Genomic DNA, 21755 nt, shown 5'->3' with positions numbered 1-21755 from the left:
ACCGCGTTCGGTGGTCGCGGCGTCACCGCGTTCGAATGTTCTTGATCTCTTCCTTCGCTTCGGCGCAGTCGATGTTGAGCTCGAGCGCCTTGACGAAATGCAGCTCGGCGAAGTCGCGCTGGTTCTCGCGCATGTACATCTTCCCGAGAAACAGGAACGCCTGGTACATGCCCGGTTTTTTCGCCATGCCCTTCTTCACGATCGACTCGGCCCGGACGAAGTCCGTTCCCGAGGAGTTGTTGTAAATGCACCACCCGAGATAGGGATACGCCTCGGCGTAATCCTGCTCGACCTCGACCGCGCGGTTCAGATAGCGCTCGGCCTCGTCGAAACGGCCTTCCTCGATGAAATACACCGCCTGCTTCACGAGATCGTCCGCCGACGTGTAACTCGAAAGATCGTCGCCGGTCTCCATGTACGACGTGATGTCGGCGTCGCCGAACCCCGCCGGCGACTGATCGTCGCCGAAACCGGGGCTGTCGTCGTCCCACGAGAAGCCCTGATCCGCGGCGTCTAGCGGTTCCGCATCGCCCAGGTCCGCATCGAAATCCGTTGTGTCGAGCGAGTCGTCGCCCAGCGAAAGATCGAGGTCGTCCGCGGGTTCGGGCGCAATCGGATGGACGGGCTCGGCTTGCGCACGTCCCGCCGCCGGAGCGGACGCGATGGGAATGTCCACCCAGCCCGTTGGATCCTCGCGGCGCTTCACCGTCTCCTTGATGCGATCGACGCTCTCGAGGGCTTGCGCGATGAGATCCTCGTCGATCGAAATCTCGTAGCCCTCGCGCCCGGGTTCGGCCGCGGGTTTCGCCGTCTTGGAGCTTTCGGCGCGTCGCCGGGATTCGTGCAGGCTCTCGGGGAATCCGATGAAACCCATCAGAAACAGGGCGTACAGGATCTTGTACGCTTGGCCCTTGGGCATCTTGGACCCGGCGATGACTTGACGGAGCGTGCGCTGGCCGTTCACGACGTTGTACACGCGCGAGCCCATCGGTCCGAACGCCATATCCTCGACGCGGATTCGGCAATCGGGGCGGCGGTGCATGACCATTTCCTTGCGCCCCTTGAACTCGCGCGGCAGCGTGGTCATGGGGAAAAAGTCGCGGATGCCCGTAAAAACCAGATTCGTCACCGAGGTCTTGAGGATGCGGTGCTCGGCTTCGACGATCTCGCCCTGCTTGAAAAAAATATCGCCGTCGGGCCACTCGAACAGGCGCTGCAGCTTCACCAGCACGTGCGTGTTCAGGGCTTCGTAGAGTTCGTGCGGAGACAGGTGACCGTGCTCGACCAGGTACATGCCCTGCTTCGTACGTCCCGTGCGCGTGTTTTCGAACGACTCGTCCGCGACGTCCTGCGTGATGCGGCCTTCCTTGACCAGGTACTCGCCGAGGGCGAGCCCGGGGAAATAACTGCTGGTCACGTGGACGAGATGGCCCCTGTCGAAGTGGATATGGACCTTCTTCGGTCCCCGCGTCACCGCCAGAATGCCCGTCTTTTCGGCCTGATGGACGTAGAGCAGAGCCTTGGGAAGCGGCAACTGGGCGAGCGTGCCCTTGACGTAGGATTCGCGGGACGGTTCGGTCGACATGCCGGGCACCGATGGTGGAGAGGTTGTCGATAAATACGCGAATTATGAGCCGAAAAAATCTTAAGCCGTGGCTTGCCGGAGTGTCAAGGTCGGCGAACGGCCTAGACGCCGACTCCCGGTCAGCCGCCGCGCCCCAAACCCGCCCGAAATCGCATTTCGCCGCCGATTCGGGCACTTCGCGGCGAATTTGTGAGATCAAGCGGGATCTATGATTCCCGTCATGTAGCCTACGCGATTGAAAGGAGTATGGTGACCTTCGGATTCGCACCAGCCCGCGCAGACAGGGCCGAGCGCCGAGAGGAGGCACCCGGATGAGAACGAACCAGGAATTTGTGCACAATAACCCGCTGTTCAAGGGCCTGTTCGACAGCGATCCCGGCGAGCTCGATCGCGTTGCACAGAGCCTGTTCATCAAGAAGCGCCAAGTGGCTTATCGCCCCGGCGATCTGTCCGATTCGATCTACGTCCTGAAATCCGGCCGGGTCAAGATCTGCAAGATCACCGAGGACGGCCGCGAGATCATCCTGAACATGCTCAAGCCGGGAGACATCTTCGGCGAAATGGCGTTCCTCGAGGACGGCCCGCGCGATTCCTTCGCCGAAGCTCTCGACGACACCAACGTCGTGCTCTTCAAGAAGGCCGATCTGCTGCAGCTCATCAAGCGCCGTCCGGCGATCACCTACCGACTCGCCAAGGTCGTGGGCGAACGCCGCCGCGAGGCCGAAAAGGCCATGGAAAACTTCCTGTACAAGGGCGTGCGCGAGCGCCTCGCCAACCTGCTTCTGCGGCTCGGCGAGGACTACGGCATCAAGGACAGCCGCGGAAAGCTTCTGCGCATCAAGATCACGCACCAGGATCTGGCGAACCTCATCGGCTCCAGCCGCGAAACCGTCAGCCTCACCCTCGGCGACTTCCGCCGCGAGGGATATATCGACATCAACGAACGCAAGATCATCATCAAGGACGAGCGTGGCCTGCACGCCTTGAACTGAGCGGGAACCGTATCTCTTTGCTCTGAATCGACTTCCTGTTTCGCGAGAAACGCCCACCGAACCGATCGGCGGGCGTTTCGTTTTCTTAAGCGATGGACCTAGCGCCCGCCGCGTCGCGACCCCCCGGAACCTCCGCGTGATCCACCGCGCGATCCCCCCGACCCGCCGCGCGATCCGCCGTGCGAGCCCGCGCGCGGGCCGCCTCGCCGGGGCGGGCGTCCGCCGCGATCCGTGCCCGGGCGCAACTGCCGCGACTTGCGTCGGTGCTCGCCCATGCTGAAATCCGCGGCGCGATCCTCGCCGAAATCCGATTCCTCGGTGTATTCGAACGGGATGCCGCGCTTCAGATACGTCTCGATCGCGGGCAGGTTGAAGACGTATTCGTCGCACGCGAGCGTGTACGCCGTTCCGGTCTTGCCCGCGCGCGCCGTGCGCCCGATGCGATGCACGTAGTCCTCGGGGTCCTGCGGCACGTCGTAATTGATGATGTGCGTGACGTCATCGATGTGCAGGCCGCGGCTCGCCACGTCGGACGCGACGAGAATCTTCACCTTGCCCGTGCGGAATTCCTCCAGCACGCGCATGCGCGCGCCCTGCGACAGATCCGCCGTCAGCAGCGCCGCGTCGTAGCCGTTGCGCCGGAGTTTTTCGGCAACGAATCCGGCGACGATCTTCGTGTTGGCGAAGATGAGCCCCTTCCCAATCTCTTCGCGTGCGAGAATGCCCAGCAGCAGCGGCAGCTTTTGCTCGCGCTCGACGTGAAAGAGCTTTTCGTTGATGCCCTCGGCCGTCAGGTGCTCGGGCTCGATCTCGACGCGCTCGGGCCGGTTCATGAAGGTCGAGGCGATCTGCCGCGAACGGCTGTCGATGGTGGCCGAAAACAGGAACGACTGGCGCGCGCGCGCCGGCGGCAGGCGGCCGAGAATGTTCTTGAGCTCGTCGTAGAAGCCCATGTCAAGCAGGCGGTCGGCCTCGTCGATGACGAGAAATTCGATCGCGTCGGTTTTCAGGCGGCCGCGCCGGATGAAGTCGAGCACGCGCCCGGGCGTGCCCACGGCGATATCCACGCCCTGGTCCAGCGTCTTTTCCTGTTTGCGGTAATCCTGTCCGCCGTAGAAGAGCCCAAGCCGCAGCCCCGTGTGCGGGCCGAGCAGCAGGCCTTCCTTGTAGATCTGGATCGCGAGTTCGCGCGTCGGCGCGAGCACCAGTGCGCGCGGCGACTTGGCGTCCTCGGCGCGGGGCGCGGCCAGCATGCGCGTGAACATGGCGAGCAGGAACGTCGCCGTCTTGCCGGTGCCGGTCTGCGCCTGGCCGATCAGATCGCGGCCCGTCAGGACAATCGGCAGCGCCTCGCGCTGGATCTTCGTCATCTCGACGAAGTTCGCGTCGCGAATGCCCGCCATCACGGGTTCGGGCAGACCGAGTTTCTCGAACTCGGACGGCTGCGATTTTCGGCTTCGTTCGCGGGTGCGGGCGCCATGCCCGCGCGGAGGTCCCTGTGTCATAGCCCCGATCGTTCAGTCACGAATGCACATTCCAAAACTGCGTTCCACGCATTTCGCCGGTCTTTTAGCACAATCGCGCCCCGATGCCAAAACGCCGCCGCGCGCCTTCCGGGCGCTCCTCGTGCCCCATCTCGCCGGCGCTTCGCCAAATCGCCCACAAAACGGGCGATTTTCCGTGTCCGAGCCCGCCGCGAACCGTGTTTCGCATTGACCTTTTCGGCCGCCAAGAACACACTGATTTCATGAAGAAAGTGGTGCTGCTGTATCCCAAGACCGGCTGGGACGTGAAAAACGTCACGATCCTCCTGCCGTTGTCCGTCATGCTGCTGGGCAGGCCCCTGCGCCGGGCGGGTTTCACCCCCGTCGTCATCGACATGCGCATCGACACGCACTGGGAGAACACGCTGCGCACGCACCTCGCCGGCGGCGACGTGCGCGCGGTGGGCATCTCGGCGATGACGGGCTTGCAGATCCGCGGAGGGCTTGTCGCATCGGCGATGGTGCGAAAGCTCGCGCCCGGCGTGCCGATCGTGTGGGGCGGCATCCACCCCGCGCTCATGCCCATCCAGACCGCCGAGCACCCGCTCGTCGATTACGTCGTGTGGGGCGAGGGCGAGAGCGCGCTGGTCGAGCTGATGAACGCGCTCGATCACGAGGCCAAACCCACCGCGCCGATCCCCGGCGTCACCTACCTCGACGCGCACGGCGCGCCGGTGCACGGGCCGAAGCTGCCCTTCATCGACCTCGGCGAAGCCCTCGTGCCCGACTACGACCTCGTCAACGTCGACGACTACTTCACCACGCAGACCCTGGGCGAGCGCGACCTCGCCATCGTCACCAGCCGCGGCTGCCCGAGCCGCTGCTCGTTTTGCTACAACGTCGCATATGCGAGCCGGCGCTGGCGCGCCCAGCCGCCCGAGGCCGTCGTCGATCACGTCGAGTACATCGTGCGTCGGTACGGCATCAACGCGATCCTCATCAAGGACGACAACTTCTACGTCAGCAAAAAGCGCGTGGAGCAGATCGCACAGGGGTTCCGCGCGCGCGGCATCAAGGTCGTGGTGCGCGGCGAGTGCCGGGCCGATTACATCTCGAACGGCTACAGCGACGAGCTGCTGCGCGACCTGTACGACAACGGATTTCAGGAGATGACCGTGGGCGCGGAGTCGGGCACCGACATGGGCCTGTCGCTGCTGCTCAAGGACCTGAAGGTGGACGACATCTACACCGCGAGCGAAAAGCTCGGCCGCGCGAAGATCGCCACCAAGTTCACGTTTATGGCGGGGTTTCCCGGCGAGACGTGGGAGACGATCAAGGACACGCTGCGTCTCATGACCAACCTCGTGCGCGACAATCCCTACGCGCGCACGACGCCGATGCACCTGTATGCGCCCTACCCCGGCACGCCGCTTTTCGACGACGCGGTCAAGGGCGGGTGGAACGCGCCGGATACGCTCGAAGGCTGGTCCGACGTCGATTTTCACCAGTGCGATCTGCCGTGGATCGACCCCAAGGTCCGCAAGGTGCTCGAGCGCATCAGCCTCTCGACCTACTTCCTCGACGGACGCACCATGCCCGAGTACTTCGCGAATTCGAAGACCCTCTCGTGGGGCACGAAGTTCTACGGCTCCGTCGTGCGCTGGCGCGCCGAACGCACCAACTTCCGCTTCATGCCCGAGCTCTGGCTGATGGAGCGTTACCGGAAGATGGCCGCCCAGGCGTGAGGCGTGGGGCGTGAGGCGTGAACCCTCACCCCGCCTCGCTACGCTCGGCACCCCTCTCCCGTCATGACGGGAGAGGGGACGGGGGTGAGGGCCGCCTTGCTTCCACCGCCCGTTGCGTGTAGGGTTCCCTTTACGTCTAGATGTAGTGTGCCGGTACCGCCATCACCCGACCGGAGCGACACGCCCTTCCATGACACCACGCGCACCATCGGCGAAAGCCGCCGCGGCCAAGGTCAAGTACTTCATCCTCGACACCAACGTGCTGCTGCACAACCCGAACGCGATCTACCTGTTCGAGGACAACCACATCATCGTCCCGATCACCGTGATCGAGGAGATCGACAAATTCAAGCGCGAGCAGTCCGAGATCGGCCGCAACGCGCGCATGGTGAGCCGCCTGCTCGATCGGCTGCGCGAGCGCGGCAAGCTCTCGCTCGGCGTCAAGCTCGACGGCGGCGGCACGCTCACGATCGAAACGAGCGCGCACCAGCACGACGGCGTCCACGAGATCTTCACGACCGACAAGATGGATCACCGCATCCTCGAGACGGCGCTCAAGGTCCGCGACGACCACCCCGGCTCACGCACGATCCTCATCACCAAGGACACGAACCTTCGCATCAAGGCCGACGCGCTGAACCTGGAGGCGCAGGACTTCGAGAACTCGAAGGTCAACTTCGAGGAGCTGTACGGCGGCGCGCTGGAGGTCACGGTCGATCACGCCACGGTCGAGAAGGTGTACGAGCAGGGCCACGTCGCGCGCCCGGCGATCGACGCGCCGCTCTACCCCAACACCTTCATCACGCTCGTCGATCGCGGCAACCCGCAGCACACGGCGCTGTGCCGCAACGGCGACAACGGCAAGATCCACCTGATTCCCAAGCAGCGCGGCGCGTATTTCGGCATCTCGCCGCGCAACCGCGAGCAGCGATTCGCCCTCGACCTGCTGCTCGACGAAAAAGTCCGGCTCGTCACGCTCGTCGGCAAGGCCGGCACGGGCAAGACGATGCTCGCCATCGCAGCGGGCCTGCAAAAGGTGCTGGTGGAAGAAACCTATCAGCGCCTGCTCGTCTCGCGGCCGATCTATCCCATGGGGCGCGAACTCGGCTATCTGCCCGGCGACCTGGAGGCCAAACTCCACCCGTGGATGCAGCCGATCTTCGACAACCTCGCCCTTCTGCTCTCAAGCCAAAAAGACAAGGCGGCGCACATCACGCGCCTGCGCGAGCTGATCGACAACGGCACGCTGGAACTCGAGGCCCTCACGTACATCCGCGGGCGCTCGATCCCCAACCAGTTCATGCTCATCGACGAGGCGCAGAACCTGACGCCGCACGAGATGAAGACGGTCATCACGCGCATCGGCGAGGGCAGCAAGATCGTCATCACCGGCGACCCGTATCAGATCGACAATCCTTACCTCGACGCGTCGTCCAACGGCCTGACCTACGTGGTGGAGCGCCTGAAGAACGAGTCGATCGCGGGTCACGTCACGCTGGTCAAGGGCGAGCGCTCGGGGCTTGCGGAACTGGCGGCGAATCTGTTGTAGTGGCTGGAAGCTTGAAGCGGAATCCGTCATGTGGCACAGCCCCGCCACGGCGGGGCTGTGCGTGCCTTTCCAAAAACCAACAACCAACAACCAGCCACCCTCATCCTTCTCGCCGATTGAACCGATAAGCGATTGAAGAGGGTTCCCGCGTGACCGACCTGTCCATCATCACGTCTCAACCGGCTGCGGCTCGCTTTCGCAGCGAAGCGCAGGTCGCCGTCGCGAAAAAGACACTCGACATGGCCGAACTCCAGGGCGAAGCCGCCATCAAGCTGATCGAGGCCGCCGCGCCGCCGGCCCCGCCCGATGTCGGCGCCAACGTGGACGTGTTTGCCTGAACGCAATCATGGCGCAAGAGATTCAGTAGACCCCGCGCGGCAAACTCGCGCGCCGCTTTTTCCGGAATCTGTTCCCGGCGCGCCTGACCCTTGGTCGATCGGCGCGTGTTCTGGGGAGCGGTCATGGGACCTCGCGAGAAATGTAACCGGAGAAGATTGATCTCCGCGCTTCGGACGACGTTCTACCTGAAATGACCGGTCGCGGCCAACTTGCGGGAGGGCTGCGCGTCGGTAGGATCAGCGTCTGGTGGTTCCGAAGTAGTATCCGACCGCCGAGCCGAGGAGAGCGGTTTCGACAGGAAGAAGAACCTCAAGCAGCTCCTTCATCGTCGGCCAGCAACCGCAGCAAACCGAAGCTCCGGCCATGGCAACCGTCAGGAACAGAAGAAGAAGCAGCGCCTTCGTGATGAACGAACGGCCTTTGTCGTCGTAAGGGTAGTCTGATTTCGATTCAGCGGGCGCTGAAGCTCTTGTATCCGAAACTTCAACCTCACTGACAGGCGCGTTTTCCTCGTTCGGCATCTGCTTCGTCCTCTTAGCGAATCAGCACTTCATGAAGCTTTCCGTCACGTTCAACCAGGATTTTGTCGCCTTTTTCGATGGTGTCGCGAGCCCAGTTTTCGAGGGCGATTGCATCGCGGATGACGCCGGCCACGGTCTTGGACCTCCGGCTCGCCAGCGAGTGGACCGTTTCATAGGCTTCGCCCGACAAAGTCAGACTGATACGTCGTTCTTCCTTCTTGGTGTTTCGGTCTTCACTCATGGCTCACCTCCTTGACGGTCCGCGCGTCCGACCCATCAGGCTCAATAATGGTGCCAAATCGGCGTCATGTCAATGGCGAATAAATGCAATAAGTACGTCAAATACGCGCAAAAAGCCGACTCGCGGCCAGCTTGGCAAGGAGGTTGGCTCCTCATTGCGCGGGCCCGCGCGGCAACTTAAAATCGAACCTCGATTGCGAATTCCTTCCCCGGCCCGGGAGCTTGCCATGACTCGGCTTGGCGCCGCCGCGTTTCGCCATATCGTGGTCACCGGCGCGTCGGGCTCAATCGGCGGCGCGACCGCGCTGGAGTTTCGGCGTGTCCGGCCCGGTGCGCGCGCGCGAATGGGATCTCGCCGCTTACGAAACGCTCGCCGAGCGCTGGGCCGAACTCGTGCGCGAGGACGGCGATCCGGATGTGCTCGTCAACTGCGCCGGCTTCATGGAGTTGCGGGACTTTCGGTCGACGCCGTGGGATCTCGGCGAGCGGCTGCTGCGCGTCGACCTGATCGCGCCGATGCGCCTGATGCACCTCGCGGCCCCCGCGATGGCCGCGCGCAGGGCGGGGTGCGTGGTGAATGTCAGCAGTATGGCCGGACGGGTGCCGATGAGGGGGTGCGCGTTTTACGGCGCGGCGAAGGCCGGACTCGCTCTGGCGTCGGAAAACGCCGCGCTCGATCTCGCGCCGCACGGGGTGCACGTGGTGACGGTGTTCCCGGGGCCCGTCCGCACGGCGCTCGAACAGCGAGCCCGGTCGCAGGTCCGCGACACGCGCGGCGCGCGGCTCATCCCCACGGGCGATCCCGTGGTGCTGGCGAGGCGGATCGTCGCGGCGTGTCTTCGCGGGCGGCGGTGGCTCGTCTACCCGGCTATTTATGTGCTCGGCGACCGATACAACAGACTGGGCGCGGCGGTGACGTCGGCCTTCAGCCCCGCGCCGCTGGAGTAGCGCGAGGAGGGTGTCATGGTCCAGGTGGATGTGTTTTGGGGATACGGCTGGGGCGCGAGCCTCGCGGTCGCGGCGGGCCGGCAGCTCGCCAAGGCGGACAAGCCCTACGAGACGCGCTACCACGCGAGCACGATTCTGTTTCTCGCGCTCTCGTGGGCGCCGACCGGCCTGCTGCTGCTCATCCGCCATCCGAGTTGGGAGACGATGCAGGTCGCACGCGACTTTGCGCACATCCCCGCCTGGCTAACCCTCGCCTTCGGCATCACCAACGTCACGCAGGGCCTGCTCGGTTTTTGGATCGGGCATCGGCTGATGGCGCGCGGGCGTTATTACGCGGCGCAGCTCAACTGGATTTTCGGCTATTTCGGGATGTTTTTCATTTTGCTTTACGGTTGGGACGGGCTCGGTTACGACCGCTTTCTCTACGACCGCGACATGCTGCCGGGAAGCCCCGCGTGGACGGCGGGGGTGGGCACGGCGGCGAGCGTGATTCCGGCGATCGCGGCGTTTCTGACGAGCAGCGTGGCGATCACGCTCTACATCGATGGGCTGTGGCTGCTGCCGCCGTTCGCGGTGCTGTTCGACCGCTGGCATCGAGAGGGCGCGCGGCTCGCCGGGGTCGCGGAACCGGGGCGCGGCGCGACGCTGGCGAGTTACCTCTTCGGTGTGTTCGGCGTCGGCTTCGCGGCGGCAGGTGTTTGCGCCCTCGCCACGCGCGGCGTCGCGTACGCACTCGGCGTCCCCGACCACGTCACGCGCATTTTGCACGGCCCCGCTTCGATCGGCGCGCACGCGCTCGCGTATTTCATCGGGCTGCCGGTCGGCCTTGCGATCGTGTGGTTCGGCTGGGTGCGTCCCGGCATGCCGGGCCACCGGCTTCTCAAACCGATTTGGCTGACGCCGGACAAGGCCGCGTGATGTTCCCGACGCACGTGATGTCCGGGCGGGAGGCCGTCCATTTCATCAAAGCCGGGAGCGACCTGAGGGCCGATTGCCGCCGTTTGCTGCGTGCCGTTTACGGCGACGCGACACCGTGGGCGTCGGCGCGCGAGGTGCTCGTCAAACCGAACGCGGTGAACTTCGAGCCGCACGTCTATGTCGATCCCGCGATGATCGGCGCGCTGGTCGCGGTGCTGCGCGAGGACGGCGCGGCGCGCGTGACGGTGATGGAGTCGTGCACCAACGGCAGCTTCACGCGGCTCGTCTTCGCCGCCACCGGCATCGCGCGGGCGGTCGAAAACGCGGGCGGGCGGTGCGTGTATCTCGACGAGGGACCGTCGGTCGAGATCGAGATGGGGAGCGCCGGACGCATTCGCGTGCCGCGATTCGCGCACCAACGGCTCGTCGAAAACCGGAACGGCGTCTTCTACATCGACCTCGCCAAGATGAAGACGCACTCGATGAGCACGGTGACGTTCTGCCTGAAGAACCAGTGGGCGTTCGTGGACCCCGCGTGCCGCAGCGCGCTGCACAACGACTTTTTGCATCAGAGCATCGCCGAGGTGAACCGCGTCTTCGTGCCGGATCTGTGCCTCGTCGAGGGGCTGGTCGCGACGAACCACGGGCATTTTCCGCTGCGGGGGTTCGAGGGGCGGACGCTGTGGAACGCGGGCGTACTCGTCGGCGGCCGAAACGCCGTCGCGGTGGATGCCGCCTGCACGCGTTTTCTCGGGCTCGACCCCGCGGCCATCCCGCACATCGCGCGGTGCGCGGCGTCGCCCGATCTGCTGGATCCGCCGGTCGTTCATCACGACGCGATCGAAGGGCCGAAGACGCCTTTCACGGACGAACTGTTGCCCGAGTTCCCGCGCGGCATCACCGTGCACAAGGGCCGCGATCGGTGCTGCGTCGAGGGCTGCTGGTCGAATCCCGTGTGCTCGATTCAGGTGATCGCCGCGAACTACGGCGGCGGCGGGCGGTTCCACGTCTTCATGGGCAAGGGGCACGATCCCGCCGAGGTGGAGGCCTGCGAGGGTCCGGCGCTGGTGGTCGGTCCCTGCGCCCATGACGAGGTGCACGACCGGCTGGTGCGCCGGCTCGGTCGGCGCAGCGTCCGCTTTTCGTCGGGGCACAACAACCTCAATGAGACCATCGGTCGCCTCCTGAAATTGATGGGGGTGAGCGTCTTCCAGTCCGCGCCGCTACCCCTGCCGCGCATGGCGTGGCTGTTCGCCGCGCACTTTCTGTCGGGCAGCCGCGCGCGAATCGGATTTTTCTGATTTGTGCGCGGCGCCGGACGATGTTATGTTCCGGGCTTCGAAATGACCGATGAGGAGGTGGCGCAATGAGTTTTTCCGTTGAGCAGAATACGGCGGCGCAGATCACGGCGCTCGCCTATCACCTGGCCGAGCACGCCACGCGCCGCCAGATGGAACTCGACCCCACCACCGCGTGGTCCGAGGCGATCCACCAGAACGCCCGGGAAATCCTGCCCGAGATCGTGCACACCTACTACGAGGCGACGCGGGTGCTGCGCGGCGAGGACGACGACGCGTCGCCCACGGCCGATTTCGTCACGCCATAAACCGACCGCGAAGGATCGTCACGGAAGAATCGGCAGGTAGTCCGTCAGGCGCAGACCCGGCTCTTCCAGCCCGAACAGCTTGAGCCACACGTCGATCGCGGCGTCGGTCGGCAGGAAGAAAAACGCCCATCCCAGCGCGACAAGGTTGAACGTCAGCAGGACGCCGGCGACGCGCACGAACGCGTGATCGGGAACGCGCAGCCGCTCGCGCCAGACCTTGCGCCACTGGCGATACGCCACCAGCAATACGCCGTGGTAAAGCCCCCACACCACGAAATGGAAGTTGAGTCCGTGCCACAGGCCGACGAGCACCATGGCGAGTAGCGTGTTGCGCGCGGCGAGCTTCGCGCCGAGTCGATTGCCGCCCATGGGGATGTAAACGTAGTCGGTGACGAGGCTGGTGAGCGAAATGTGCCAGCGGCGCCAGAAGTCGGCGATGTTCGTCGCGAGGATCGGCCAGCGGAAGTTTTCCATGATGCGATAGCCGAACAGCCGCGCGAGGCCGATCGCGATGTCGCTCGCGCCCGAGAAATCGAGATACAGGTGCAGCGAGTACGCCCACACGCAGCACCACGCGTGCCACGTCGAGAGATTGGGGAAGGTGATCGCGCCGTACTGCGTCTCGAGTCCCGTCAGCGGCCCGGCGAGACGGCCGAACAGTGCGCCGATGACGAGCGTTTTTACGCACCCCGTCGCGATGCGCGCGAGACCCACGGCGCGGTCCTCGGTGGTCGGGCTCGGAGAGTTGCGGTGCTGCGTCAGAAACGGCGCGGGGCGCTCGATGGGTCCGGCGCTCATGGTCGGCCAGAAGAGCACGTACGCGACGAACTCCCACCACCGGGCGGGGGCGAGCGCGCCCTTGCGGATCTCGGCCAGGTACGCCAGCACGCGGAAGGTGAGGTAGCTGATTCCGAGCGGCGCGAGATAGGCGAGGCGCTGCCCCTCGCCCGTGGCCGCGAGCATCTTCACGATCGACTGCGGAAAAAACGCGCCGACGATCTTGAACGCGACGAGCGGCAGGATCACAACGATCACCGAGACCGCGAGAAACGCGTTGGCGTCTGCCCCTTGGCGCTTCGCGAGCCGTCCTCCGAGCCACCAGCCCGCCGCAACGGTGACCAGCGTGACGACGGCATACGCGAGCCCCGCGAACGCGACCGGGCCGGACTGCGTGAGCACGAAAAACACCGACGCGACGCACACGAGCGCGCCGCGCAGGCGCGAGGGAGCGAACCGGTACGCGACGAGCAGCGCAAAGACCGCGATGATGAAATTCGTCGAGAAGACGTTCATCGGTCCGACGCCTCTTTCCACATCGCTTCGATGTGCGGGTACATCTCCGCCGCCAGGATCTCGTGGCCGCGGCGCGTGATGTGGTCGGAATCGGTGAAGTGCTCCGCCGGAACCGCATCGGTCATGTCGGCGACGCGGATATCCGTCCCCTCGACCGCCTCGGCCAGCTTGCGCTGAAAGTACGCGAAATTTTCCCAGTTGAAGTAATTCTCGCGGTCGATCAGCCGCCGGTTCTGCGGCGTGTAGTACATGAGCATCGGCACGCGATTCTTCTTCGCTCTCTTCGCGAGACGCACGAGCATCGCCAGGTGGTCGTTGTACCGGTTGATCGCCATCTGGCCGAAGACCTCGCGCTCGGCGTCGTGATGGGCTTTCAACATGTCCATCCACAGGTTTTCGCGGTCGCGGTCGCGGGCTTCGAGCGCGCGCAGGATGTTGCGCCCGGGATCGGACTCGATCACGACGCCGAGTTGCTTCGCCCAGCGGTCCTCGATCTGCACGAGCGGGTTGTCGTACGACCCGGTGACAACCTGGGAGAGCAGACCGCGATAACGGTAGAGCCCCCAGACGTTGGCGAGATTGCCGCGCACGCGGATCGCCAGCCATTCCTTCGGCGAGACGCCGAGCTTCGCCAGCGCCGGTCCGAGATCCGGTTCGTCGCGCAGATAAAACGCCGTCTGCTTATAACGCAGCGGATTGGCGAACATCGGGTGCGAACTGAAGAGTTTGTAGTGGATCGACACCACGAGCGCGTCCGCGCCGTTGCGCATGGCGCCCACGCCCACGGCGTAGTGGTCGCCCATCTGCGCGCCCATCGACGAAAGGTTGAAACCCGTCACGTCGAATCCGTTCGCCCGAAGCTGGTTTTGGATCAGCACCGCGGCCGTCCGATTGGGCGGCGTCGTCACGAGCCCCTGCATGACCGAATCGCCCAGAAACGCGATGGACGGCGTGCCCGAGCGCATGCGCGCGAGCATGTACGGCGTCGCCGCTTGGTGGCGGGTCTCGTTGCGATACACGAGGTCGGGGACGGATTCGATTCGGCGAACGCGCACATCGAGGATCAAGAGCAGCGCGAACGCAATGAGGCACACGCGCCAAGGCCGCATGGCCCGGACCTGCCGGTGATACCAACCCAGCGCCGCCATGGGGCGGCTGATGTTCGCCGTGTTGTCGTTGCGCATGAGCGTGAGCGGATTGAACCCACGCCGATCTTAGGTCAGGATGCGCGCATGCTCAATCCACGTTGGCGATCGGTGATGGTTTCGGCGATGTTGGCGTTGCTGGCGGCATGCTCGGCGTCGTTTCAGGAGCCGCAGACCCGCCTCGTGGACGCGCGGATCGACAGCGCGTCCGTGGAGCGGATCAAGACGACGTTCACGGTCGAGATCGACAATCCCAATTCCGTGGGCGCGAAGGTCACCGAGGTCCGTTACACGGTCTTCGCCGAAGGCGTGAAGGTCATCGAGGAGAAGGTCAGGAAGGACTTCGAGATCAAAGCCAAGAGCAAGACGCGCGTCGACCTGCCCGCGCGCATCACACCGTCGGACCTGGCCGCGGCCGGACTCGCCGCCGCCCTCAATCGTCGCGTGAACTACACGCTCAAGGGCGAGGTGACGATCGACACGCCCATCGGCGACATGACGCTGCCGATCTCCGACAGCGGCGTGCTCAAGTGGTGAAGGGCTTGGCGCCTGCGGCTTGAGGCTTGAGGTTTAGGCCACGGACTCCGGACCAAAAACCGGAATCCAAAAACCAATAACCCCGCTTACTCCACCACGACCGGATTCGAGCGCTCATAGAGGTAGAATTCGTCCGATTCGCGGAAGTCGAATGACGGCGCGAAGAACGTGTATTCGCCCGCGTCGAGGCCCTCGTCGATCGTGTAGTCGAAAAGGATGCACACGTCACCGCGGTCGCCCGGGGTGTCGAGGTCGCGGCGGTCATGGACGATCATCCACACGCCGTCTTCGCTCGCCTCGGTCCAGCCCACGCGGTGGCTCACCTGCACCGAGGTTTTGTCCTCCAAAAAGCACGGGGATACGGTGAACGTGAACGAATCTCCGGTTGGGATTGGACCTTGAAGCTGATTGCCCGTGATCGTGTCGACCAGCGGCACTCCCCACTGCCAGTCCTCGCCGTCGTCGAGCGTCAGGTCGAGCGCCGCGATGTTGCCGCCGAGACCGGCCTTTGCGCCGCTTTCGGTGATGCCCTCATGCGTGAATGCGTATTCGCCCGGGGGAATGCCCACGATGTCGTAGCTCAAGTCCACCGCACACACGCAGTCGGCCAGCATGCCGCCGTAGTCCTCGTTCACGGTCAGGTTCTGGCCGTCGATGTCGACCTCGACCGTCACTTCCCAGTCCTCGTTTTCGGGACTTCCCATGCCGCAGTTCACGATGGCCCCGAAGCGGTGCACGGTCAGCACGCCGCCTTCCCAGTCGATCTCCACGATGTCGAAAGGATCGACCGTCGGATCGGGGGGCGCCTTTTCCGGGGAACAGGTCCCCACGTCGAGATTCTCGATATCGACGCCCGCATCGTCATCGCCCGTGTCGTCGTCGGCGGCATCGTCATCGGCATCGTCATCACCTGCGTCGTCATCCGCGGCATCGTCGTCCGCCGCGTCGTCATCGGCGGAGTCGTCGTCATCGTCGCCGCCGCAACCCACCGACCCCGAAACCAGGAACAGAACCGCGACACACCACGCCAACGGCATGCGAAACCACATTTCCAACTCCCGTTCCGTCCCGCCCTGCGTGACCGCCACGGCAGGTTTCGAGGGACGCAGGAGTGGGAAGTTAGTCCCGAGGCCGCCACGCGTCAACAAGAAATTTCCGTCGAGATTTCGTGGGCATGAACAAATTAACTGAACGTTAATAGTGCATCTTCGAAGAAAATATTGGACATCTGACACACGAAATGCGAGAATCACGCTCGATTCGACAACTCAATTGCGGAGGCACACCATGAAGTGGCGAGGTTTGGTTTTTGCCGCGCTCCTTGCGATCGCGGCGCTGGCTGCGTCGCCCGCGGGCGCGACGGTCTGGGGCCCGGACGGCGGCGGCTATCGGGCCGACGACGAGGCGACATTCGACTGGCAGAGCATGAGCGGGGCCACGGACACGCTCGCGAACCAGGACGACGAAGAGTACGGACCATTTCCGATCGGATTCACGTTTTCGTTTTACGGACAGGACTTCACGGAGTTCTATGTTTCGACGAACGGCTACATCACGTTCGACGCCACGACGTCCGGACACGTCACGTACAACGACTTCCAGACGGCGGACTACTACGATTGGATCGCGGTCTTCGCCGGCGACAGGGCCGTCTATGCCGGCGCGCCGACGAACGGTCTGATCGAGTACAAGACCGTGGGCTCCGCGCCCAACCGGATGCTGGTCGTCCAGTTCACGAACCTGTGGCAGAGCTACGACATCGAAGAAAACCTCATGGACGCGCAGGTCATCCTGTACGAAACCAGCAACGACATCCTGACCCAGTGGGACAACATGGACATCAGTCCCTACCCCGGCCTCGTGGGAATCGAATCCACGGCGGGCGAATCGTGGCTGACGCCGTCGGACTACAACCGCCTGTGGGTGAACGAGGGCGACGCGGTGCTGTTCACGGCGAGCGGGGACCTGGGCGTGACGTCGGTGAACCTCGAGCAAAGCGCCGGCACGGCGGGCAGGACGTTCACGCACGTCCTCCGCGTGGCGGAATTCGGCGGCGTAACCGCGACGAGCGCGACCTATGACGTGGCGGTCACGGCGGGCGACTGGGGTGCCGACCTGTCGGACGACGAGATCACCGTGCCCGCCGGCGGCTATTTCGACGTGGAAGTGGAGGTGGACATTCCCGCCGACGCGCAGCTTGGCGACGCGGACACCTTCGAAATCAGCATCACCGAGCAGAAATCGGGCGCGGCGAAGGCTACACGGACGTTCACGACGAGTGCTTCGGCAAACGCTTATGACGTCGAACCTTTGCCCGATCCAATGGCGTACGCCCCCGCCGTCTATCACAACGGCCTGGTTTACCTGATCGGCGGCATCGATATCGACAGCGCCAACCAGACCGACGATGTGCTCGTCTACGACCCCGAGGCGGATTCTTGGGATACGGCCGATTTCTCGCTGCCGGAGCCGACGGACGAACATCTGGCCGAGGTGATCGACGGCGTGCTTTACGTTCCTGGCAAAAATTCCACCGAGACCCTCTGGGCATACGACTTCGGATCCGACAGCTGGGATATGGGCCTGGCCCCCATGCCGACGGGATTCACCGATGCGAACAACGGCGACAGCGCGGTCTGGGACGGGCTCCTCTACATCGCCTGCGCGGATGGCGACAACAAGAAGCTGATTGCGTACGACCCGGACGCCGATTCATGGGACGAACTCGCCGACCTGCCCACGTCGGGGCTGAACGGTTCGATGCAGCTCGAGGCCGTGGATGGATTCCTGTACGCCTTCGGCGGATACGACAACGACTTCGACGGCGGCGCTCCGACGGGGGATGTATTCGTCTACGACATCGCCGATGACAGTTGGGATACGATCGAAGGCGAGCAGTCCTTCGCGCGCGAGTATGGCGGCGGCTTCGCCCACAACGGAAAGCTCTACCTGCTCGGCGGCGGGGATGCGAACTACGACTACGCGTTGCCCGAAGTCAACGTGTTTGATACCGCAACGAAGGCGGGCTGGTCGGTTTACCCGGGGCGTTTGCCGATCGACAAGTACGGCTTCGCATTCGCCGTGGTGCCGGGCAAGGGCGCATACCTGATCGGCGGTTACTACGACACCATCGAAACCGACCAGGACGAGGTCTACCTGCTTCCGCTGTGCGAGAATCCGGCTCCCGATTTCTCGGCCGATGCCACCGAGGTCGAGGTCGGCGTGGACGTGACCTTTACGTCGGACAACCCGGTCGGCGCGTGCAGCTACACCTCGATCACGTGGGACTTCGGTGACACCGAAACCGGCGCGGGCGAGGACGCCGTGCATGCCTACGCGGCGGCGGGAACCTACACCGTGACCATGACCGTCGAGACGCTCGGGGGCGAGGGCATGGTCGAGAAGGTTGAATACATCACCGTGACCGAACCCTCCGACGACGACACCGACGATGACGCTGACGACGACACGGGCGACGACGACGCGGGCGGCGACGACGACACGACGCCCATGGACGACGATGGCGGCGACGATGACGATGACGACGATGGAGGCTGCTGCGGCTGCTGACGCGTCGATCCCGAGCTTCAAACTCGACGGGGCGGGGAATTTTCCCGCCCCGATTCTCTTTCGATCAGTGTCTGGTGGATCAGCCGCCGGCAGCCGCGGCGAGCGCTGTCAGTACCATGTCCTTGGTGATGACCTCGGGCAGCACGTTCGGCGCGTCGGGCGATTTGGGCGAGATGACCACGTACATCGGCACCCCGGCGCGGCCATGCCGCTTGAGGTATGCGGTGATGGCCGGGTCCTTGTTCGTCCAGTCGCCCTTGAGCGCCGCGAATCCGTGTTTTTCGAGCGCCGCGCGGATCTCGTCGGTCTCGATCACGGCCTTTTCGTTCACCTTGCAGGTCCAGCACCACGCGGCGGTGAAGTCGATGAAGACCGGTTTCCCCGATGCCACGAGCTGGTCGACTTTCTCCTCGGAAAATTTCTGCCACGCGATTCCGTCGCCGTCGAAGGCGTCGCTGCCGGCCATGGCGAACGGCTCGAAATGCAGCAGAAACGCCCCCGCCACGGCGATGGCCGCCGCGATGGCCGCCGCGCGCAGGCGCACGGAATTAGTCCGCATCAGATTGCCCCAGCGACCCCAGATCCACACCGAGACGGACAGCAGCGCGAGATAGCCGATCACCCGCGTCAACCCCGACGGACCGACCTGCTGCCCCAGCACATCGAGCAGCCAGACCACCGTGGCGACGAGCAAAAAGCCCATGATCGCCTTGAAGGTGTTCATCCAGTCGCCCGGGCGCGGCAAAAAGCGCGTCCACGCGGGCACGAAGGCGAGCAGCAGGAACGGCAGCGCGAGGCCGAGGCCGACCATCACGAAGGTCGCGAAGATGAACGGCAGAGGCTGCGTGAAGGCGAACCCCAGCGCCGCGCCCAAGAACGGCGCGGTGCACGGCGTCGCGAGCACGGTGGCGAAGATGCCCGATAGGAACGACCCGGCCACGCCCTCGCCCGAGGTGTCGGCTTCGGCGTGGAGCGTTGCCTTGACGATCTTCTTCGTCGCGTGTTCGGCGACGCGCTCGGCCTTTTCCACGGCTCGGCCCGGTCCGACGATCTCGAAGACGCCGAGCATCGAAAGCGCGAAGACGAAAACGAACGCGGCCAGCAACGCGACAAACAGCGGCGACTGGAACTGGAAGCCCCATCCCACCGCCTCGCCGCTCGACTTGAGCGCGGCTACCACGGTCGCGAGCACGACGAAACTGAGCACGATACCGCCGGTGTACGCGAGGCCGTGGCGACGGATCTCGGCGCGCGTGTAGTCGGCGTGTTTGACGAGCGAGAAGATCTTGATCGAGATCACCGGCAACACGCACGGCATGATGTTGAGGATCACGCCGCCGATCAGGGCGAACGCCAGCATCAGCGCCACGCGCGCGAGCGGCGCGGGCGCGGCGGGGGCAATGGGCGCGACCGGCGCGGCACTCGGCGCGGGAGCGGCGGCGGTCCCGCGCGGCAGCGGCATGTCGTGATAGAGCGCGATGTCGCGCGATCCGGCGGCGTCGGTCAGCCGAAACTGGAACACGCCGCCGATGCGTTCGTCCGCGCCCTCGCCGGGGAACGTCTTCGCCATGATCGTCGCGGCAACGGCGTTCTTCGCCTCGCCGGGCTTCGCGTCGGGCTCGACCGATGTCACCTCGTAACCGGTCATCGGGCCGGGAATCAGGAAGGGGCGGTTCGCGGCGGCGAGCGGGGCGATGGTTGCCCCCGGCGGCGCGGTGACGACGAACTTCGCCGAAAAATCGCGGTCGGCGGCGATCCGCTCTTCGCTCAGGGTTCCCTTCACGTCGAATCCCGCGAGGGTATCGAGCGTGACCGGCACGCTCGCGGCGGCGGCTTGCAGCAGCGGCACGTGCTTCGACGCGCCCGCCGCGGCCTTCACCGGCAACGTGAGTTCGACGTTGGCCGAACCCGGAATGCACGTGTGGCGGCACACGAGCCAGCTCGTCTCGGCCTTGAAGGTGACCTTCGCCTCGGCGGTCTGCGCGGGCGCGACGGCATCCACGAAGAGCACGACCTCTTTTTCGTAGCCGTAACCGGCGAGCGGCGTGCCCGCACCGAAAAATTCGGGGGCGGGATACCGCGTCGGCGCGAGCGTGAACCCCTCCGGTGCGACGAACTTCGCCTCGGTGGGGATTCCCGCGTCGCCGGGGTTCTGCCAGTAGACGTGCCACTCGGGATCGATGTCGAATCGCGCGCCGAGGCGCAGCGGCGCGCCCGGCACGACCGCATCCACGTCCGCAATCATCTCCGCACGCACGTGGGGCTTCGTGGGGTCGTCGGGCGCCGCGCCGGGCTCGGCCGCGAAGGCGCTTGCCACGGCCATCGCGAGAACTGTCACCACCGTCAGGAAAACTCGCACCGACCGAATCCGCATTGTCATCCTCATGTCCGGTACCATACGCCGCGATCCTAGCCGTCGTTTCCGAAGGTGTCACGGGCGCGACGAGCGCGCGTCGTGCACCAGCGCACCGATGGCTTGGGGCGTGGCGGCGCGCGAGAGTGCCGGGCACCCGCTCGGTCCCTCCCGAATCCACCCAGATCCGGATGCGCGACAGCGCCGTGGGACAGGCGTCAGAGCCAAAAAAAGCGCCGGGCGACGTTCGGGTCGCCCGGCGCTCGCGCATTTCTCAGACCGCGTGATCGCTATTTATCCTTGACCGGCGCGAACTCGCCCCGCGCGCAGCGGGCGTTCGCGAAATCGTCGTCGGTGATACGCGCATCCTTGATCCCGCCCTTCAGGAACTCAATGTCCCACACCTCGAGCTCGGAATCATTCTCGACCGGAGAATTCGACCAGAACGTTCGGAGCATCGAGCCGGAATCGCAGGTCGCTTCAAGGTTGTCTTTGATATAACAACCATTGCTCGGCCCGGCGCCATCTCCGCATCCTGTGCAATGATATTCTTCGCCCCCGTACCCGCATTCGAAGTCGAGGCACTCGTCCGTCACACCGCACTCGCCACCGTATTTCGTGGCGTTACAGCCATCGACGATGCTCCGCAGCTCCGAAATCGTCGGCAGCCGCCAGTCGTCATAACCGTCGCATGCGAGCGACTCGCAGAAGTCAACGGCTTCCGCCCATGTGAGACCGGTATAGGGCGTCGTCACTGCCGGATCGACGATCCACGTGAGTCCCGACGTCGAATCTGTCCATGTATCGCACTCGGTTTGCGTGTCGTCGTCCGCATCATCGTCGAACTCGTCGTCGGCATCGTCATCGGTGTCGTCGTCTTCCACGTCGTCATCCGCATCATCGTCCGCATCGCTCGCGTCCGACGAGTCG

General features: G+C 64.6%; 19 protein-coding genes. 10 read left to right on the top strand and 9 right to left on the bottom strand.

The features are described 5' to 3' along the window. Positions 1–22 precede the first annotated feature (22 nt). Complete coding sequence (locus IT350_11295) at positions 23–1585, bottom strand: DUF4388 domain-containing protein (GenBank protein ID MCC6158626.1); 1563 nt, start codon at positions 1583–1585, stop codon at positions 23–25. Between the two features lie 311 nt (positions 1586–1896). Here IT350_11295 and IT350_11290 point away from each other — a divergent pair, with 311 nt between their 5' ends. After that, on the top strand, positions 1897–2577 hold the full coding sequence (locus tag IT350_11290) for a Crp/Fnr family transcriptional regulator (GenBank protein MCC6158625.1): 681 nt from the start codon (positions 1897–1899) through the stop codon (positions 2575–2577). Between the two features lie 98 nt (positions 2578–2675). On the opposite strand, the gene IT350_11285 is transcribed toward IT350_11290, so the two are convergent. After that, positions 2676–3980, bottom strand: coding sequence for a DEAD/DEAH box helicase (locus IT350_11285; GenBank protein ID MCC6158624.1), 1305 nt, complete (start codon positions 3978–3980; stop codon positions 2676–2678). Between the two features lie 344 nt (positions 3981–4324). On the opposite strand from IT350_11285, the gene IT350_11280 reads away from it, so the two are divergent. The 3 genes from IT350_11280 to IT350_11270 all read left to right on the top strand — a co-directional run bounded on the left by IT350_11280 (position 4325) and on the right by IT350_11270 (position 7693). Continuing rightward, entirely contained in the window at positions 4325–5806 is a 1482-nt protein-coding gene (locus tag IT350_11280; protein MCC6158623.1) for a radical SAM protein, read from the top strand. A 190-nt stretch (positions 5807–5996) separates the two neighbouring features. Beyond that, a complete protein-coding gene (locus IT350_11275) occupies positions 5997–7355 on the top strand; it encodes a PhoH family protein (protein ID MCC6158622.1) in 1359 nt (452 codons plus the stop codon). 149 nt (positions 7356–7504) lie between these two features. Then, entirely contained in the window at positions 7505–7693 is a 189-nt protein-coding gene (locus IT350_11270; GenBank protein ID MCC6158621.1) for a YjfB family protein, read from the top strand. Positions 7694–7930: 237 nt separating this feature from the next. Here the strand turns inward: IT350_11270 and IT350_11265 are convergent, their stop codons facing one another. Both IT350_11265 and IT350_11260 read right to left on the bottom strand, forming a co-directional pair. Then, entirely contained in the window at positions 7931–8215 is a 285-nt protein-coding gene (locus IT350_11265) for a hypothetical protein (protein ID MCC6158620.1), read from the bottom strand. A 13-nt stretch (positions 8216–8228) separates the two neighbouring features. Next, entirely contained in the window at positions 8229–8456 is a 228-nt protein-coding gene (locus tag IT350_11260; GenBank protein ID MCC6158619.1) for a hypothetical protein, read from the bottom strand. Positions 8457–8773: 317 nt separating this feature from the next. Here IT350_11260 and IT350_11255 point away from each other — a divergent pair, with 317 nt between their 5' ends. The 4 genes from IT350_11255 (at position 8774) to IT350_11240 (ending at position 11927) form a co-directional block, all read left to right on the top strand. Beyond that, entirely contained in the window at positions 8774–9403 is a 630-nt protein-coding gene (locus tag IT350_11255; protein ID MCC6158618.1) for an SDR family NAD(P)-dependent oxidoreductase, read from the top strand. Between the two features lie 15 nt (positions 9404–9418). Continuing rightward, entirely contained in the window at positions 9419–10321 is a 903-nt protein-coding gene (locus IT350_11250) for a hypothetical protein (GenBank protein ID MCC6158617.1), read from the top strand. Then, positions 10321–11622 (top strand): DUF362 domain-containing protein, encoded by a 1302-nt coding sequence (locus IT350_11245; GenBank protein ID MCC6158616.1) that lies wholly within the window; start codon positions 10321–10323, stop codon positions 11620–11622. The genes IT350_11250 and IT350_11245 overlap by 1 nt, the downstream gene beginning before the upstream one ends. Positions 11623–11687: 65 nt before the next feature. Continuing rightward, entirely contained in the window at positions 11688–11927 is a 240-nt protein-coding gene (locus tag IT350_11240) for a hypothetical protein (protein ID MCC6158615.1), read from the top strand. A gap of 18 nt (positions 11928–11945) precedes the next feature. Here the strand turns inward: IT350_11240 and IT350_11235 are convergent, their stop codons facing one another. Next, positions 11946–13220, bottom strand: coding sequence for an MBOAT family protein (locus IT350_11235; GenBank protein MCC6158614.1), 1275 nt, complete (start codon positions 13218–13220; stop codon positions 11946–11948). Continuing rightward, positions 13217–14404 (bottom strand): hypothetical protein, encoded by a 1188-nt coding sequence (locus tag IT350_11230; GenBank protein ID MCC6158613.1) that lies wholly within the window; start codon positions 14402–14404, stop codon positions 13217–13219. The genes IT350_11235 and IT350_11230 overlap by 4 nt, the downstream gene beginning before the upstream one ends. Positions 14405–14452: 48 nt before the next feature. Between IT350_11230 and IT350_11225 the strand changes: the two genes are divergently transcribed. Continuing rightward, positions 14453–14902 (top strand): LEA type 2 family protein, encoded by a 450-nt coding sequence (locus tag IT350_11225; GenBank protein ID MCC6158612.1) that lies wholly within the window; start codon positions 14453–14455, stop codon positions 14900–14902. Positions 14903–14988: 86 nt separating this feature from the next. Here the strand turns inward: IT350_11225 and IT350_11220 are convergent, their stop codons facing one another. Next, positions 14989–15951 (bottom strand): hypothetical protein, encoded by a 963-nt coding sequence (locus tag IT350_11220; GenBank protein MCC6158611.1) that lies wholly within the window; start codon positions 15949–15951, stop codon positions 14989–14991. A gap of 238 nt (positions 15952–16189) precedes the next feature. Between IT350_11220 and IT350_11215 the strand changes: the two genes are divergently transcribed. After that, positions 16190–18472 carry a PKD domain-containing protein gene (locus IT350_11215; GenBank protein MCC6158610.1) on the top strand — a complete coding sequence of 761 codons (2283 nt, stop codon included), beginning with the start codon at positions 16190–16192 and terminating at the stop codon, positions 18470–18472. A 79-nt stretch (positions 18473–18551) separates the two neighbouring features. On the opposite strand, the gene IT350_11210 is transcribed toward IT350_11215, so the two are convergent. Next, positions 18552–20852, bottom strand: coding sequence for a thioredoxin family protein (locus IT350_11210; protein MCC6158609.1), 2301 nt, complete (start codon positions 20850–20852; stop codon positions 18552–18554). 263 nt (positions 20853–21115) lie between these two features. Next, on the bottom strand, positions 21116–21755 hold a 640-nt coding region (locus IT350_11205; protein MCC6158608.1), incomplete at its 5' end, for a DUF1566 domain-containing protein.

It is taken from the genome of Deltaproteobacteria bacterium (assembly GCA_020845895.1).
Classification (GTDB): Bacteria; Lernaellota; Lernaellaia; order JACKCT01; family JACKCT01; genus JADLEX01.
This window is presented reverse-complemented; position numbering and strand designations above follow the sequence as displayed.

Excerpts from the sequence above, each read along its gene's own strand:
- IT350_11295 (MCC6158626.1), bottom strand. The coding sequence starts at position 1,585 with ATGTCGACCGAACCGTCCCGCGAATCCTACGTCAAGGGCACGCTCGCC.
- IT350_11290 (MCC6158625.1), top strand. The coding sequence starts at position 1,897 with ATGAGAACGAACCAGGAATTTGTGCACAATAACCCGCTGTTCAAGGGC.
- IT350_11285 (MCC6158624.1), bottom strand. The coding sequence starts at position 3,980 with ATGGCGGGCATTCGCGACGCGAACTTCGTCGAGATGACGAAGATCCAG.
- IT350_11280 (MCC6158623.1), top strand. The coding sequence starts at position 4,325 with ATGAAGAAAGTGGTGCTGCTGTATCCCAAGACCGGCTGGGACGTGAAA.
- IT350_11275 (MCC6158622.1), top strand. The coding sequence starts at position 5,997 with ATGACACCACGCGCACCATCGGCGAAAGCCGCCGCGGCCAAGGTCAAG.
- IT350_11265 (MCC6158620.1), bottom strand. The coding sequence starts at position 8,215 with ATGCCGAACGAGGAAAACGCGCCTGTCAGTGAGGTTGAAGTTTCGGAT.
- IT350_11260 (MCC6158619.1), bottom strand. The coding sequence starts at position 8,456 with ATGAGTGAAGACCGAAACACCAAGAAGGAAGAACGACGTATCAGTCTG.
- IT350_11250 (MCC6158617.1), top strand. The coding sequence starts at position 9,419 with ATGGTCCAGGTGGATGTGTTTTGGGGATACGGCTGGGGCGCGAGCCTC.
- IT350_11245 (MCC6158616.1), top strand. The coding sequence starts at position 10,321 with ATGTTCCCGACGCACGTGATGTCCGGGCGGGAGGCCGTCCATTTCATC.
- IT350_11240 (MCC6158615.1), top strand. The coding sequence starts at position 11,688 with ATGAGTTTTTCCGTTGAGCAGAATACGGCGGCGCAGATCACGGCGCTC.
- IT350_11235 (MCC6158614.1), bottom strand. The coding sequence starts at position 13,220 with ATGAACGTCTTCTCGACGAATTTCATCATCGCGGTCTTTGCGCTGCTC.
- IT350_11230 (MCC6158613.1), bottom strand. The coding sequence starts at position 14,404 with ATGCGCAACGACAACACGGCGAACATCAGCCGCCCCATGGCGGCGCTG.
- IT350_11225 (MCC6158612.1), top strand. The coding sequence starts at position 14,453 with ATGCTCAATCCACGTTGGCGATCGGTGATGGTTTCGGCGATGTTGGCG.
- IT350_11220 (MCC6158611.1), bottom strand. The coding sequence starts at position 15,951 with ATGTGGTTTCGCATGCCGTTGGCGTGGTGTGTCGCGGTTCTGTTCCTG.
- IT350_11215 (MCC6158610.1), top strand. The coding sequence starts at position 16,190 with ATGAAGTGGCGAGGTTTGGTTTTTGCCGCGCTCCTTGCGATCGCGGCG.
- IT350_11210 (MCC6158609.1), bottom strand. The coding sequence starts at position 20,852 with ATGACAATGCGGATTCGGTCGGTGCGAGTTTTCCTGACGGTGGTGACA.